The following is a 14,672-nucleotide window of genomic DNA, read 5'->3' as shown; positions in this document are numbered from 1 at the left end:
ACTTTTTTTCTACACAAAAATAGGCTCCATAATATCTATAGGGGATTTACCCACTACAAATATTATAGAGCCAGAATATACAACTGATGGACTGCACCTCAGTGTTGCTGGTTATCAGGTTTTGACAAAAGCCTTGAAAGGCTATCTTTACTAAATAGCTAAATAAAGTTAAATTTGAGCATAATATCTTGTAAAAAATTCTAAAATCCTTTAAAATAAAAAGTGATGGAGGAATTTATGAATGTAAATCAGATTGTACGGATTATTCCTACTTTAAAAGTTAATAATAGAAAATTAAATGAAACATTTTATATTGAAACCCTTGGCATGAAGGCCTTGTTAGAGGAATCAGCCTTCCTATCACTAGGGGACCAAACAGGTCTTGAAAAGCTGGTTTTAGAAGAAGCACCAAGCATGCGTACTCGTAAGGTAGAGGGACGAAAAAAACTGGCTAGATTGATTATCAAGGTGGAAAATCCCTTAGAAATCGAGGGACTCTTATCTAAAACAGATTCGATTCATCGATTATATAAAGGTCAAAATGGCTACGCTTTTGAAATTTTTTCACCAGAAGATGATTTGATTTTGATTCATGCAGAAGATGACAGAGCAAGTCTAGTAGAAGTAGGAGAAAAGCCTGAATTTCAAACAGATTTGGCATCAATCTCTTTAAGTAAATTTGAGATTTCTATGGAATTACATCTCCAAACTGATATCGAAAGTTTCTTGGAATCATCTGAAATTGGGGCATCCCTTGATTTTATTCCAGCTCAGGGGAAGGATTTGACTGTGGACAATACGGTTACCTGGGACTTATCTATGCTCAAGTTCTTGGTCAATGAACTAGATATATCAAGTCTTCGCCAGAAGTTTGAGTCTACAGAATACTTTATTCCTAAGTCTGAAAAATTCTTCCTTGGAAAAGATAGAAATAATGTTGAATTGTGGTTTGAAGAAGTATGAAGTGGATCCAGATTATTAAAAAAATAGAAGAACAAATCGAGGCAGGGATTTATCCCGGAGCCTCTTTTGCGTATTTTAAGGACAATCAATGGACGGAGTTCTATATTGGCCAGAGTCACCCAGAGCATGGCTTGCAGACTGAGGCAGGACTAGTTTATGACCTAGCTAGTGTCAGCAAGGTTGTTGGCGTTGGCACCGTTTTTACCTTCTTGTGGGAAAAAGGCAAATTAGATATTGACAGACCGGTAACAGATTTTTTAGCTGAGAGTGATTATCCAGACATCACTATTCGCCAGCTCTTGACTCATGCAACAGACCTTGATCCTTTTATTCCTAATCGTGATCTTTTAACAGCCCCTGAATTAAAGGAAGCGATGTTTCATCTCAACAGACGAAGTCAGCCAGCCTTTCTTTATTCGGATGTCCATTTTTTGCTGTTGGGCTTTATTTTGGAAAGAATTTTTAATCAAGATTTGGATGTGATTTTACAAGAACAAGTTTGGAAACCGTGGGGAATGACGGAAACCCAATTTGGACCTGTTGAGCTTGCTGTTCCAACAGTTAGAGGTGTCGAGGCAGGTCTGGTACATGATCCCAAGGCTCGCCTCTTGGGCAGACATGCAGGTAGTGCTGGTTTGTTTTCGACTGTAAAGGATTTACAAATCTTTTTAGAACACTATTTAGCAGATGATTTTGCAAGAGATTTGAGTCAAAATTTTTCACCTTTGGATGACAAGGAACGTTCTTTGGCATGGAATTTGGAAGGAGATTGGCTAGACCATACGGGCTATACAGGTACCTTTATCATGTGGAATCGTCAGAAGCAAGAAGCGGCCATTTTCCTATCGAATCGTACCTATGAAAAGGATGAGAGGGCTCAATGGATTGTAGACCGCAATCAAGTGATGAACTTGATTCGCAAAGAAGAGTAAGGAGAGACATGTCAAATAGTTTAAAAGGGACTTTACTAACAGTTGTGGCAGGGATAGCTTGGGGCTTGTCAGGAACGAGTGGCCAATACCTGATGGCACACGGAATTTCAGCTCTGGTCTTGACCAACTTGCGCCTTTTAATCGCTGGTGGAATTCTCATGCTCTTGGCTTATGCCACTGCAAAGGATAAAATGCTGGCCTTTTTAACGGATAAGAAGAGTTTGCTGTCTCTTCTTATTTTTGCTCTAATTGGTCTATTCCTCAACCAATTCGCCTATCTAACTGCTATTCAGGAGACCAATGCAGGTACCGCGACAGTACTTCAGTATGTTTGTCCTGTCGGAATTTTGATTTATAGCTGTATCAAGGATAAGGTGGCACCGACACTGGGAGAGATTGTTTCTATCATATTAGCCATCGGAGGAACCTTCCTGATCGCAACACATGGGCAGGTGGACCAGTTATCCATGACACCTGCAGACCTGTTTTGGGGTCTCTTTTCTGCTCTGACTTACGCACTTTATATCATTTTACCCATAGCCTTGATTAAGAAGTGGGGGAGCAGTTTGGTCATTGGTGTGGGAATGGTTATAGCAGGTTTGGTTGCCCTTCCTTTTACAGGAGTTCTACAGACTACTATCCCAACAAGTCTTGATTTTCTCCTCGCTTTTGCGGGCATTATCCTTATCGGGACTGTCTTTGCCTATACAGCCTTTCTAAAAGGAGCCAGTCTGATTGGGCCGGTCAAGTCAAGTTTGTTGGCTTCAATTGAGCCAATTTCGGCTGTTTTCTTTGCTTTCCTAATCATGAATGAACAATTTTATCCCATTGATTTTCTTGGTATGGCAATGATATTGTTTGCTGTAACCCTGATTTCTTTGAAAGATTTAGTCTTAGAAAAATAAAAAGACTCTTTGTCGTCCGTGACAGAGAGTTTTTGCGTAGTATTTTATACTCAATGAAAATCAAAGAGCAAACTAGGAAACTAGCCGCAGACTGTACTTGAGTACGGCAAGGCGACGTTGACGCGGTTTGAAGAGATTTTCGAAGAGTATTAATTGTTTTCAAGATAAAATTCAAAACGTTCGCCTACATATTGACTTTTTACGTATTCAAAAGCAGTACCATCTTCTAGGTAGGAAACCTGAGTCAGACCAAGAATAGCATGTCCTTTTTCAACTTCTAAATAGTGGGCGATTTTTTCCTTAGCAAGGCGAGCATAGATGGTCTGATGTGATTTACCAATACGGTAGCCATGTTTTTGCAGTGTTTGGAAGAAATGACTAGTGATTTCTTCTTTTTTAAAGTCCTTAATGAATTTTTCAGGAATAGAAGCAACTTCATAAACCAGAGGAACTTTGTCGGCATAGCGGACCCGCTCCATTCGGATAATATTTTTGGTAGGAGAAATTCCTAGCTTGGCAACTTCCTGCTCATTGGGAATGGTTTTTCTGTAGGAAATGAGCTGGCTAGAGGGTACTTTACCTTGGGACTTAACAATTTCAGTAAAACTGGTTGTCCCTCGCATCTTTTCTTGTACCCGAGTACTGGACACAAAGGTGCCACTTCCAACTCTGCGCTCTAAGACACCTTCTTCAACCAATAGAGATACGGCTTGGCGGAGGGTCATGCGGCTGACCGAAAACTGCTCTGCTAAATCTCTTTCACTGGGAAGCCTCTCACCAATAGCCCAACGGTGCTCGTCAATATCCTTTTTAATCTGATCATGGATTTTCATATAAGCAGGTAGCATATTTTTCACTTCATTTCTATCTTTTCTCTATTGTACCCCAATAAACTAGAAAAAGTCAAACTTCGCCTTGTTTATACTCTTCGAAAATCTCTTCAAACCGCGTTAGCTCTATCTGCAACCTCAAANNGATTTTCATTGAGTATTAGTTGGTAATTCGCCCTTATTTGTGATAGAATATTGGAAAAGATATTTCTTTTGAGAAAGGAAAAAGATGAGCAACATTTCAACTGATTTGCAAGATGTAGAAAAAATCATCGTATTGGACTATGGTAGCCAATACAACCAGCTGATTTCACGCCGTATCCGTGAGATTGGTGTTTTTTCAGAACTAAAGAGCCATAAAATTTCAGCTGCTGAAGTTCGTGAAGTCAATCCTGTAGGAATTATTCTATCAGGTGGTCCAAACTCTGTATATGAAGATGGTTCATTTGATATTGACCCAGAAATCTTCGAACTCGGAATTCCAATTTTGGGAATTTGTTATGGTATGCAGTTATTGACCCATAAACTTGGAGGAAAAGTTGTTCCTGCAGGTGATGCTGGAAATCGTGAATACGGTCAATCAACCCTAACACACACACCATCATCTCTTTTTGAATCAACACCTGATGAACAAACTGTATTGATGAGCCATGGTGATGCGGTTACTGAGATTCCTGCTGACTTTGTTCGTACTGGAACATCAGCTGACTGCCCTTACGCAGCCATCGAAAATCCAGATAAACACATTTACGGTATCCAATTCCACCCAGAAGTTCGTCATTCTGTATACGGAAATGATATCCTTCGTAACTTTGCCCTTAACATCTGTAAGGCTAAAGGCGATTGGACAATGGATAACTTCATCGACATGCAGATCCAAAAAATCCGTGAGACTGTTGGTGATAAACGTGTCCTTCTTGGCCTTTCAGGTGGGGTTGACTCTTCAGTTGTTGGAGTTCTTCTCCAAAAAGCGATTGGCGATCAATTGATCTGTATCTTCGTGGATCACGGTCTTCTTCGTAAAGGAGAAGCGGACCAAGTTATGGACATGCTTGGTGGTAAGTTTGGTTTGAATATCGTCAAAGCAGACGCAGCTAAACGTTTCCTTGATAAACTTGCAGGAGTTTCTGACCCTGAACAAAAGCGTAAAATCATCGGTAACGAGTTTGTCTATGTCTTTGATGACGAAGCAAGCAAGCTCAAAGATGTGAAATTCCTTGCTCAAGGAACTCTTTATACAGACGTTATCGAGTCTGGTACGGATACAGCTCAAACTATCAAGTCACACCACAACGTGGGTGGTCTTCCAGAAGACATGCAGTTTGAATTGATCGAACCATTGAATACTCTTTACAAGGACGAAGTTCGTGCCCTTGGTACAGAGCTTGGTATGCCAGACCATATCGTATGGCGCCAACCATTCCCAGGACCAGGACTTGCGATCCGTGTCATGGGTGAAATCACTGAAGAAAAGCTAGAAACTGTTCGTGAGTCGGACGCTATTCTTCGTGAAGAAATTGCTAAAGCTGGTCTTGACCGCGATATCTGGCAATACTTCACAGTTAACACAGGCGTTCGTTCAGTTGGGGTTATGGGTGACGGTCGTACATATGACTACACGATTGCAATCCGTGCTATTACCTCTATTGATGGTATGACTGCGGACTTTGCCAAAATTCCTTGGGATGTCCTTCAAAAAATCTCAGTACGTATCGTAAACGAAGTGGATCATGTTAACCGTATCGTCTATGATATTACAAGTAAACCACCTGCAACAGTTGAGTGGGAGTAATTTTAAACTAATAAAAAATGCTTTGAAATCAGTGTTTCAGAGCATTTTTTGTTCTTTCTGTAAATAATTTGCAAACTATAGTAACTGTTGACTTTTACTTAACCATTTTTCGATTGTAAGTTCAAAATGGTCAATTACTATTATATTTTCAGGAATCGTATCAAAATCAAATAATAAATTATCTGAATGAGTTTTTATAACTACTCCAAAATCAAGTTTTTTGGAGTTTATAGCATTCTGTAATAAAGAGATACTTTCATTCAGACATTCATTATTTTTTTGAATTTTTATAGGTATCGGTTTTTTTGAAAATGTTTAGGTAAAAAACCATCAATTCCTTTATTTCTTTGAACAATTTTTGCCTGTAATAATTTAAGAATGTTTTCCTCTTCCTCAGTTTTGGTTCTATATGCTTCGATTCCTTTATTCAATAAATTTGAACTTGTTTTTATAACATTTTCCAGACGTTGCTGAGTTATATTGATAGCTTCCTCAGATAAATCAATCCCCATATAATTTCTATTCAAAATCTTGGAGGCTACTAAAGTAGTTCTACTTCCACAGAACGGGTCTAAAACTATATCATTTTTATCAGTAGCAATCTTTATAATTTGTTCTAATAACAGAATAGGTTTTTGTGTAGGATAACCTACTCTTTCTTTAGCTTTTGGATTAAGAAATGGTATATTCCAAACATCTGAAAGGGGAACTCCATTTTTCTCTTTTGCTAGAAGATAGTTACCATTATTATCAACTTTATATATAGTTTTAGAGTTTCCATCTCGTTTTCGTTCTACTAGTATTTGGTCGATATTTGTAGTAGAAGAATACTCTGTAAAAATTGTATTAAATTTAAAATCTTTTGACTTTGAATAAAAGTAAATGTTTTGATGATTGTTCAATAATCCCTTTTTTGAATTAGACCACCGTTTATAGTTCCATATAATTTCGCTTTGAAACATATCTGCTCCAAAGATATTATCTAAAATTAATCTAATATGATGATTTGCAATTTTATCACAATGAACGAAAATACTGCCACTATTTTTTAGCACTCTTTTGCATTCTTCTAATCTTACAGATAAAAATTCTTTGTAATCCTCAATCGAAGTCCATGTATCTTCAAATTGAAACCTATATTGAGGATCTTCACGATGCCAAAGGCAATAAAATCGACCGTGCTCCAAATCCAATGGAACTCTTGACTATTAAAGTCCCACAACCTGTTCAAGCTGGAGACATGGTTCGAGCTCTTAAAGAGGGTCTCATCAATCTTTATAAGGAAGATGGAACCAGTGTCACAGTTCGAGCTTAATGTAGTTGTTTAGTGTTAAAAAATTATGCAAAGCTCCATATACAACACTTAAACAAGATTAAAGAATGGCGAAATCCCTTGATGCGCAAGGGATTAGCTGTCCTTTTTTATTTTTTAAGTGATAAAGTCGAAGCTTAGGTATCAAAGCATATTAAATTAAACAAAGAAGGGATATCATCGATATTTTGAAATCCTATATTTAAACTTAACACTCTCTATTTTTTATGGTAGAGAGTTTTTTTGCTAATAAAATCTTACAAAATGACATTTATATATTGCATTAAGTTAGATATATGATATAATGTTGTTAAAAAGAGGCGCAACTTTTTAAACTCAATAAGAATCAAAGAGCAAACCATGAATATTGATGGAGGAATAAAAAATGGAAGTTATAAATGTAAGTAAGCATTATGGTCATTCAATCATTCTCAAAGATATAAATTTTGCACTTAACAAGGGTGAAATTGTTGGTCTAGTAGGGAGAAATGGAGTTGGTAAGAGTACGTTGATGAAAATTCTTGTTCAGAATAATCAACCGACTTCAGGTAATATTATAAGCAGTGATAATGTTGGGTATTTAATCGAAGAACCAAAATTATTTTTATCTAAAACAGGTTTAGAGAATTTAAAATATTTGTCAAATTTATATGGTGTTGACTACAATCAAGAAAGATTTAGAAGTTTGATTCAAGAGTTAGATTTGACTCAGTCTATTAATAAAAAAGTAAAGACCTATTCTTTGGGTACAAAACAAAAATTAGCTTTGCTTCTAACTCTCGTTACGGAACCTGATATATTGATTTTAGATGAACCGACTAATGGTTTAGATATTGAATCATCACAAATAGTTTTATCGGTTCTAAAAAATTTAGCTTTACATGAAAATGTGGGAATTTTAATATCGAGTCATAAATTAGAAGATATTGAAGAAATTTGTGAGAGGGTTCTTTTCTTGGAGAACGGGCTTTTGACATTTCAAAAAGTAGGAAAAGATAGTCATAATTTCTTGTTTGAGATAGCTTTTTCATCAGCTACAGATAGAGACATTTTCATTACCAAACAAGAATTTGGGGATATTGTTCAGGAAGAGGGACTGAGAATTACTATGTCTGGGAATATTCAAAGTAGTGAGCTTTTTAAATTTTTTAACGAAAACTCTATTAAAGTAGTTGATTTTGAAACTAAAAAAGAGACGCTTAAAGATATTTATCTAAATCGTTCAAAATAAAGGAAGGTTATAATCATGAAATTAAATAAATTGAATTTTCTTAAGGAAAATATAAGAAATTTATATTCATCAGGCGTAATATATCTCGGTTTGCTTATCTCGTTTATACCGCCGATATTGGTTACATTCTTTATTCTAAAGACTCAAGGGACATCGCTTGGTATTAAGCATATTTCAAACTTTTATGCTATGCTCGGTATGTTAATGGCTGTTATACATGCTAATCGAGTCATTAGTAGAGATTTTTCCCACAATACGGTAAGTTTGTTTTATAATCAACAGAAGAATCGGATGATTTACGTCTTGTCTAATTTTCTATATGCCATCTCAGTTTCCATTATTTATGCTTTGAATGGCATTGTGTTACTAGTCATAGTAAGTAAATTGGGTATTCCAGGTGATTTAGGATTAGATTTTATAGTAGCTATTGTAGTCAATACAATTTTGTTAGTCCTGTTTTATTTTCTATTATCTTACATTTTCTATTTATACAAATTGAAAAGTGGCTTGGTATTTGGTATTTTAGTAGCTTTACTACTCTTTATCCCTAATATATTAAATACGATGATGATGAATACTAGTAATGATTTGTTTATCAAAGCAATTGAACTTCTTCCTTTTTATTCTTTACCTGTATTTGTGGCTTCAAATACGATGTCTATTAGTCAGTATCTTGTGGTAATCACTACAATCATTTTATTGTACTTTTTCACTCTTAAGAAAAGCAAGAAGTATTCATTTTAGTTTCATTTAGTATTATTTTGCATACCTAAAATACAATAAAAAAATCAGTCATCTTGGTATGCTCCTGCTTTCACTATTCAACACGTTTTTGACTTATACTAGGCTCATTTCCAAAAGCATTATATAATAGTGATATGAAACCAACTAAACTAAACAAGAAATATAAGCAATAAAAACTCGTTTAAAAGATCCTACTAAAGCTAATACTAAATAAAAATAAAAGAGTAAACTAGGAAGTTTATTTCAAACAACCTAAAATACTGATTTTCGGCTGAAGATAATACTGGAGTGCTAATTAATGGGGTTATAATAAATAGTTGACAGCTTGTGTTGGTTTTGGATTTTTTAAGAGTAGATGAGTATTAAAACTATAAGGAGGACGCCGGTGGCTAAAAATTTAAAATTAAAATTAGCTCGTGTAGAGCTTGATTTAACTCAAGGTCAACTGGCAGAGGCTGTGGGGGTGACGCGCCAGACTATTGGTTTGATAGAGGCGGGGAAATACAATCCCAGTCTCTCACTCTGCCAGTCCATTTGCAGATGTTTAGGGAAAAGCCTAGACCAACTATTTTGGGAGGAAGAAGATGAAAAATAGATTTTATTATTATCAATTACTTGACGAAAGAGAAGAACAACTAATCAATAAAGCTGGGGCAGAATCCTTTTCCCTCTTTATTGGGCTTGTACTTCTAAGCTATTTGGTGGCAGTGTTGGCTCCATCTCTTTTTAATCCGAATTTTCTAGTCTATACTCTGATAGTAGGAATTTTCTTCTTTTTCAATCGTGCCCGTTATCTGGGAGTGACCTACTATAGTCGTTTTCATTTTACGATTTTGGGTTGTTTTTTTCTAACCTTGGCGATTACGGCTCTTTTGATGTTGCAGAATTATCAATTCAACATAGAAATTTATCAGCACAATCCTTTGAACATTAAATACCTGTCTGTTTGGGTCATTACTTATGTCATTTACCTTCCTTGGGTTTTTATAGGCAATCTCGGTCTGAAGAGCTATGGAGAATGGGCTCAGAAAAAATTTGAGCAAGACATGGATGAACTGGAGAGTAGTGAATAGCTTGTTACTCTTTTCTCAATCCAGCTAAAATGTGATATAATAGTACTAATTTATTGGAATACATGAAAGTTCTTGAAAATTTTCATGGGTTTCTAGCTAAGGAAGTAGGAAAAGTATGTATCCAGATGATAGTTTGACATTGCACACGGACTTGTACCAGATTAACATGATGCAGGTTTACTTCGACCAAGGGATTCACAATAAAAAGGCGGTCTTTGAGGTTTATTTCCGTCAGCAGCCTTTTAAAAATGGCTATGCGGTTTTTGCAGGTTTGGAAAGAATTGTGAATTATCTTGAAGACTTGTGTTTTTCAGATAGTGATATTGCCTATTTGGAGTCTCTAGGCTATCATGGGGCATTCTTGGACTATCTCCGCAATTTCAAGTTGGAGTTGACCGTTCGTTCTGCCCAAGAAGGGGATTTGGTTTTTGCTAATGAACCGATTGTGCAAGTTGAAGGCCCTCTAGCTCAATGTCAGTTGGTCGAAACAGCTCTTTTGAACATCGTTAACTACCAGACCTTGGTGGCGACTAAGGCAGCTCGTATTCGTTCGGTCATCGAAGATGAACCCTTGATGGAGTTTGGGACACGTCGGGCGCAAGAGATGGATGCGGCTATCTGGGGAACACGCGCAGCGGTGATTGGTGGTGCCAATGGAACTAGTAACGTGCGTGCTGGTAAACTCTTTGACATTCCTGTCTTGGGGACCCATGCCCATGCCTTGGTACAGGTTTATGGTAACGACTATAAGGCCTTCAAGGCTTATGCTGCGACCCATAAAAATTGCGTCTTTCTTGTGGATACCTATGACACACTTCGAATTGGGGTACCCGCTGCCATTCAGGTGGCGCGTGAGCTGGGTGACCAGATTAATTTCCTTGGTGTCCGCATTGACTCTGGGGATATTGCCTACATTTCCAAGAAAGTCCGTCAGCAATTGGACGAGGCTGGCTTTACAGAAGCTAAGATTTATGCTTCAAATGACCTAGATGAAAATACTATCCTCAACCTCAAGATGCAAAAGGCCAAGATTGATGTCTGGGGTGTGGGAACTAAGCTGATTACAGCCTATGACCAGCCAGCTCTTGGTGCAGTTTATAAGATTGTGGCAATCGAAGATGAAAATGGGAACATGCGCAATACGATTAAGCTGTCAAATAATGCTGAAAAAGTGTCTACGCCAGGTAAGAAGCAGGTGTGGCGCATTACCAGTCGTGAAAAAGGCAAGTCAGAAGGCGATTATATCACTTATGACGGCGTAGATGTTGCCAGCATGACAGAAATCAAGATGTTCCATCCGACCTATACTTACATCAAGAAGACGGTTCGTAATTTTGACGCTGTTCCTCTCTTAGTGGATATCTTCAAAGACGGGAAATTGATTTACAACCTGCCTAGCTTAACTGAGATTCAGGACTATGCTCGTAAGGAATTTGACAAGCTTTGGGATGAATACAAGCGCGTGCTCAATCCGCAGCACTATCCAGTGGATTTGGCGCGTGATGTATGGCAAGATAAGATGGACTTGATTGATAAGATGCGCAAGGAAGCCCTTGGTGAAGGAGAAGAAGAATGAGTTTGCAAGAAACGATTATCCAAGAGCTGGGTGTCAAACCAGTGATTGATTCCCAGGAAGAAATCCGTCGTTCTATTGATTTCTTAAAAAGATACCTGAAAAAACATCCCTTTCTTAAAACCTTTGTGCTAGGGATTTCTGGAGGACAAGACTCAACCTTAGCAGGACGATTGGCTCAACTGGCCATGGAAGAATTGCGAGCAGAAACGGGAGACGACAGCTACAAATTTATCGCTGTTCGTTTGCCATATGGAGTGCAAGCTGATGAAGCAGATGCTCAAAAAGCACTAGCCTTTATCCAGCCTGATGTCAGTTTAGTCGTCAATATTAAGGAATCAGCTGACGCTATGACAGCTGCAGTTGAAGCGACAGGTAATCTTGTTTCAGATTTTAACAAGGGCAATATCAAGGCTCGTTGCCGTATGATTGCTCAGTATGCCCTTGCTGGTGCCCATAGCGGAGCGGTCATTGGAACAGACCATGCTGCGGAAAATATCACAGGTTTCTTTACCAAGTTTGGTGACGGGGGTGCAGATATTCTCCCTCTTTATCGCCTCAATAAACGCCAAGTAAAACAACTTTTGAAGGAACTTGGTGCAGACCCAGCCCTTTATGAAAAAATCCCAACAGCAGACCTAGAAGAAGATAAACCAGGTCTAGCTGACGAAGTAGCCCTCGGAGTCACTTATGAAGAGATTGACGACTACCTAGAAGGCAAAACAATCAGCCCAGAAGCCCAAGCAAGAATCGAAAACTGGTGGCACAAAGGCCAACATAAACGCCACCTACCCATCACCGTATTTGATGACTTTTGGGAGTGAAAAGGTCCGGGGGATCTTTTTAGCTTCTTGCCCTGAAATTAAAAAGCAAGAAAAACCTCCAGTGGAGGTTTTCAGCCTCTCACCTTGAAATAAAAAAGTGAGAGTAGGTCTGGGGGATCTTGAACCCCGAGTTTAGAAATAAGAAAATGAGGCAGATTCGGTAACTCGAAGAGTTCGATTTCATCGTCTTACCCCTGCAACGATGACTAGGTTTGAAAAAGCTTGCTAGAGCGCATTTCAAACCAGGCAGCGACTGCGTCAAGAAATTAGAAGACAAACTCGTTTTCTAGCTGTTACTGAGTTGAGCCTTTTTACTACGAGCATAGAAATAAGGAAGTGAGGTAGCATCATGAAAGCTATCGGTACGCAAATATTACAGACAGAACGTTTGATTTTAAGAAGATTTGTGGAGAGTGATTCAGAAGCTATGTTTCAAAATTGGGCTTCATCCGCTGAGAATCTGACCTATGTTACCTGGGATCCCCATCCTGATGTCGAGGTGACTCGAAATTCGATTCGTAACTGGGTTGCTTCCTATACTAATCCCAACTATTACAAATGGGCTATTTGTCTCAAAGAAAACCCAGAGCAAGTGATAGGAGATATCAGCATCGTTGCAATAGATGAGAACAATTCTTCTTGTGAAATTGGCTATATTTTAGGAAAAAACTATTGGGGTCGTGGTCTTATGACAGAGGCCTTAAAAGCTGTCTTGGACTTTTGTTTTACTCAAGTAGGTTTTCAAAAGGTCAGAGCTCGATATGCCAGTCTCAACCCAGCTTCAGGTCGTGTCATGGAGAAGGCTGGAATGTCCTATCTAAAAACCATTGTTAATGGTGTAGAGAGAAAAGGCTATCTTGCGGATCTTATTTATTATGGTATAAGTAGGGAAGACTAGTGAATTTTTTCTGTTTCCATCGAAGTCAACTATTTATTGTAAATATAATAATTGGCATTCTAAGTTTATTTGATGTATGAAATATATTGTTTAACATTTACCAAAAAAGATGCTATACTAGAAGTAGTAATTTTTAGAAGGAGGATGTAATGGCAAAATCTAATACTAATAAGCGCTATGCATTACGTAAACTCGGGAAGATTTTTGGTTCTGTGATAATCGGGCTAACTTTATTTTTAGGAGGAATCCTGAATACAAGTTTTGTTCATGCTGATGGGGCAGATGTGACCAGTGAATTGGAGGATACTTTTGAAACCCAAGATAACCGAAAAGATATCCCCTATGAAACAATATACGAAAGAGATGACAATCTTCCTAAAGGAACGCAAGAAACAAAAACACCTGGTAAAAAAGGAATAAAAGCTACCGTAAAAACATATTCGTCTACAACTTTACAGTTAGTCAGCGAGAAATCTGACGTTGTTATTCTTCAACCTCAAACAGAAATAATAAAAGTGGGAACAAAGCCTACTGTAGTTACCGAAACGATTAACTCTACTATCAGATATATAAAAGATGACACTCGCCCTGTTGGAAGTAATGTTTTAACAGAAAGTGATGGAGAAGATGGACTTAGAAAAATCACTACAACATATGATGTAAATGATAAAACAGGTGAAGTAACAATTAGAGAAACAACATCTACCATTGAAAAAGAATCAAAGGATATTATCTATAAAGTTGCAGCTAAAGATAAGGTAGAAAAACACATCACCGAAAAAAGTACAAATATCCGTTTTGAAAAAGATGAAAGTAAAGCTCGTAGTGAAAATCCTGTTACAATTGACGGAGAGGATGGCTATGTAATCACGACGACGACCTACGATGTCAATCCAGAAACTGGTCATGTTACCGAAAAGGTTACCGTAGAGAAAAAAGAAGCCACGGATACAGTTATCAAAGTTCCAGCTAAAAGCAAGGTTGAGCGTGAAGTTCTTCCTACAAGTGTTATTCGTTTTGAAAAAGATGAAACTAAAGACCGTAGTGAAAATCCTGTTACAATTGACGGAGAGGACGGAACTATAACCACGACAACGACCTACGATGTTAATTCAGAGACTGGTAAGGTCACAGAAAAGGTTACTGTAGACAGAAAAGAACCGACAGACACAGTTATCAAAGTTCCAGCCAAAAGCAAGGTTGAGCGTGAAGTTCTGCCTACAAGTGTTATCCGTTTTGAAAAAGATGAAACAAAAGACCGTAGTGAAAATCCTATTACAACTGACGGAGAGGATGGCTATGTAACCACGACAAGGACCTACGATGTTAATCCAGAGAATGGTCATGTTACCGAAAAGGTTACTGTAGACAGAAAAGAAGCCACGGATACAGTTATCAAAGTTCCAGCTAAAAGTAAGGTTGAGCGTGAAGTTCTTCCCACAAGTGTTATACGTTATGAAAAAGATGAGAGTAGAGACCGAGGAGCTTCTATTGAGATGATTGATGGAGAGGATGGCTATGTAACTACGACAAGGACCTACGATGTTAATCCAGAGAATGGTAAGGTTAGCGAAACGGTTACTGTTGATAGAAAA

Annotated in this window: 14 protein-coding genes and 2 pseudogenes; 14 read left to right on the top strand and 2 right to left on the bottom strand. The window is 37.8% G+C overall.

Going from position 1 to position 14,672, the window contains the following annotated elements; translation table 11 throughout:
- Window positions 1-64: 64 nt before the first annotated feature.
- From HT688_RS09865 to HT688_RS09850, 4 genes and pseudogenes are all read left to right on the top strand, one after another.
- Window positions 65-154: pseudogene (locus tag HT688_RS09865) on the top strand (platelet activating factor); the annotation flags it as partial.
- A gap of 83 nt (window positions 155-237) precedes the next feature.
- Window positions 238-963 carry a CppA family protein gene (locus HT688_RS09860; RefSeq protein WP_023936414.1) on the top strand — a complete coding sequence of 242 codons (726 nt, stop codon included), beginning with the start codon at window positions 238-240 and terminating at the stop codon, window positions 961-963.
- Complete coding sequence (locus HT688_RS09855; protein WP_172923748.1) at window positions 960-1,895, top strand: serine hydrolase domain-containing protein; 936 nt, start codon at window positions 960-962, stop codon at window positions 1,893-1,895. The genes HT688_RS09860 and HT688_RS09855 overlap by 4 nt, the downstream gene beginning before the upstream one ends.
- A gap of 8 nt (window positions 1,896-1,903) precedes the next feature.
- A complete protein-coding gene (locus HT688_RS09850; protein ID WP_000071685.1) occupies window positions 1,904-2,800 on the top strand; it encodes a DMT family transporter in 897 nt (298 codons plus the stop codon).
- Between the two features lie 149 nt (window positions 2,801-2,949).
- Here HT688_RS09850 and HT688_RS09845 read toward each other — a convergent pair whose 3' ends face one another.
- On the bottom strand, window positions 2,950-3,648 hold the full coding sequence (locus HT688_RS09845; protein WP_172923749.1) for a GntR family transcriptional regulator: 699 nt from the start codon (window positions 3,646-3,648) through the stop codon (window positions 2,950-2,952).
- 211 nt (window positions 3,649-3,859) lie between these two features.
- On the opposite strand from HT688_RS09845, the gene guaA reads away from it, so the two are divergent.
- Complete coding sequence (gene guaA / locus HT688_RS09840) at window positions 3,860-5,422, top strand: glutamine-hydrolyzing GMP synthase (RefSeq protein ID WP_050208596.1); 1,563 nt, start codon at window positions 3,860-3,862, stop codon at window positions 5,420-5,422.
- A 75-nt stretch (window positions 5,423-5,497) separates the two neighbouring features.
- On the opposite strand, the pseudogene HT688_RS09835 reads toward guaA, so the two are convergent.
- Window positions 5,498-6,615 (bottom strand): annotated as a pseudogene (locus tag HT688_RS09835) (DNA-methyltransferase).
- Between HT688_RS09835 and HT688_RS09830 the strand changes: the two are divergent.
- The 9 genes from HT688_RS09830 to HT688_RS09790 all read left to right on the top strand — a co-directional run.
- On the top strand, window positions 6,537-6,737 hold the full coding sequence (locus HT688_RS09830) for a U32 family peptidase C-terminal domain-containing protein (protein ID WP_000281255.1): 201 nt from the start codon (window positions 6,537-6,539) through the stop codon (window positions 6,735-6,737). The pseudogene HT688_RS09835 and the gene HT688_RS09830 overlap by 79 nt on opposite strands.
- A 382-nt stretch (window positions 6,738-7,119) precedes the next feature.
- Window positions 7,120-7,965 carry an ABC transporter ATP-binding protein gene (locus tag HT688_RS09825; RefSeq protein WP_023936408.1) on the top strand — a complete coding sequence of 282 codons (846 nt, stop codon included), beginning with the start codon at window positions 7,120-7,122 and terminating at the stop codon, window positions 7,963-7,965.
- A 15-nt stretch (window positions 7,966-7,980) separates the two neighbouring features.
- On the top strand, window positions 7,981-8,709 hold the full coding sequence (locus HT688_RS09820; protein WP_000773490.1) for an ABC transporter permease: 729 nt from the start codon (window positions 7,981-7,983) through the stop codon (window positions 8,707-8,709).
- A gap of 385 nt (window positions 8,710-9,094) precedes the next feature.
- Window positions 9,095-9,304: a helix-turn-helix transcriptional regulator gene (locus HT688_RS09815; RefSeq protein ID WP_001107499.1), complete on the top strand. Its 210-nt coding sequence runs from the start codon at window positions 9,095-9,097 to the stop codon at window positions 9,302-9,304.
- Window positions 9,294-9,782 (top strand): DUF6773 family protein, encoded by a 489-nt coding sequence (locus HT688_RS09810; protein ID WP_000797187.1) that lies wholly within the window; start codon window positions 9,294-9,296, stop codon window positions 9,780-9,782. The genes HT688_RS09815 and HT688_RS09810 overlap by 11 nt, the downstream gene beginning before the upstream one ends.
- A gap of 115 nt (window positions 9,783-9,897) precedes the next feature.
- Window positions 9,898-11,358: a nicotinate phosphoribosyltransferase gene (locus HT688_RS09805; RefSeq protein WP_050223552.1), complete on the top strand. Its 1,461-nt coding sequence runs from the start codon at window positions 9,898-9,900 to the stop codon at window positions 11,356-11,358.
- Window positions 11,355-12,179, top strand: a complete 825-nt coding sequence (gene nadE / locus HT688_RS09800) for an NAD(+) synthase (RefSeq protein ID WP_172923747.1) — start codon at window positions 11,355-11,357, stop codon at window positions 12,177-12,179. The genes HT688_RS09805 and nadE overlap by 4 nt, the downstream gene beginning before the upstream one ends.
- A 349-nt stretch (window positions 12,180-12,528) precedes the next feature.
- A complete protein-coding gene (locus HT688_RS09795; RefSeq protein WP_050223547.1) occupies window positions 12,529-13,077 on the top strand; it encodes a GNAT family N-acetyltransferase in 549 nt (182 codons plus the stop codon).
- 149 nt (window positions 13,078-13,226) lie between these two features.
- The coding region (locus tag HT688_RS09790; protein WP_172923746.1) for a G5 domain-containing protein at window positions 13,227-14,672 on the top strand (1,446 nt) is incomplete at its 3' end.

The organism is Streptococcus sp. 1559 (assembly GCF_013276735.1).
GTDB lineage: Bacteria > Bacillota > Bacilli > Lactobacillales > Streptococcaceae > Streptococcus > Streptococcus pseudopneumoniae.
The sequence above is the reverse complement of the archived record's forward strand: the minus strand, read 5'-3'. Positions and strand labels throughout refer to the sequence as shown.

Bases quoted from the DNA above. Each gene is read 5' to 3' on its own strand.
- HT688_RS09830 (WP_000281255.1), top strand. From the start codon at position 6,537: ATGTATCTTCAAATTGAAACCTATATTGAGGATCTTCACGATGCCAAA.
- HT688_RS09820 (WP_000773490.1), top strand. From the start codon at position 7,981: ATGAAATTAAATAAATTGAATTTTCTTAAGGAAAATATAAGAAATTTA.
- HT688_RS09805 (WP_050223552.1), top strand. From the start codon at position 9,898: ATGTATCCAGATGATAGTTTGACATTGCACACGGACTTGTACCAGATT.
- HT688_RS09845 (WP_172923749.1), bottom strand. From the start codon at position 3,648: ATGCTACCTGCTTATATGAAAATCCATGATCAGATTAAAAAGGATATT.
- HT688_RS09795 (WP_050223547.1), top strand. From the start codon at position 12,529: ATGAAAGCTATCGGTACGCAAATATTACAGACAGAACGTTTGATTTTA.
- HT688_RS09860 (WP_023936414.1), top strand. From the start codon at position 238: ATGAATGTAAATCAGATTGTACGGATTATTCCTACTTTAAAAGTTAAT.
- HT688_RS09810 (WP_000797187.1), top strand. From the start codon at position 9,294: ATGAAAAATAGATTTTATTATTATCAATTACTTGACGAAAGAGAAGAA.
- nadE (WP_172923747.1), top strand. From the start codon at position 11,355: ATGAGTTTGCAAGAAACGATTATCCAAGAGCTGGGTGTCAAACCAGTG.
- HT688_RS09855 (WP_172923748.1), top strand. From the start codon at position 960: ATGAAGTGGATCCAGATTATTAAAAAAATAGAAGAACAAATCGAGGCA.
- HT688_RS09825 (WP_023936408.1), top strand. From the start codon at position 7,120: ATGGAAGTTATAAATGTAAGTAAGCATTATGGTCATTCAATCATTCTC.
- guaA (WP_050208596.1), top strand. From the start codon at position 3,860: ATGAGCAACATTTCAACTGATTTGCAAGATGTAGAAAAAATCATCGTA.
- HT688_RS09850 (WP_000071685.1), top strand. From the start codon at position 1,904: ATGTCAAATAGTTTAAAAGGGACTTTACTAACAGTTGTGGCAGGGATA.